This window comes from Paraburkholderia phymatum (genome assembly GCF_040965635.1).
Lineage (GTDB): Bacteria > Pseudomonadota > Gammaproteobacteria > Burkholderiales > Burkholderiaceae > Paraburkholderia > Paraburkholderia phymatum_B.
In genome coordinates, this window is sequence record NZ_JBFRCH010000139.1 from 1 (window position 1) to 306 (window position 306).

1 pseudogene is annotated in these 306 nt (G+C 59.8%); it reads right to left on the bottom strand.

The annotated features are described in order from the left end of the window. A pseudogene (locus AB4Y32_RS40530) lies at positions 1 to 306 on the bottom strand (hypothetical protein); the annotation flags it as partial.

Here is a 306-nt window from a genome sequence, read left to right on the forward strand (position 1 = left end):
CCGAGTCCTGCAGTTCAGGCGGATGCGCCGGATACGTACCCGCGTTCCAGTAGCCGTGCGTCGAGACGGCATCGATGTAGTTCCACAGGCCGAGCGCGCCGAACTTCTTCAGATAGCCCGTCGTACATGTATCGCAATTGGAGGCGAACGGATTGCCCGTGCCCATCACGATCGCGTTTGGATCGGTCGAGTGGATGCCCTGATAGGCGGCCTTGTACATCGCGACAAAGTTCGCGTCGCTATCGGCCCAGCCGAGGCTCGGCTCCCACGTGACCTGATAGTAGTTGTTCTGCTGCTTCGGATAGT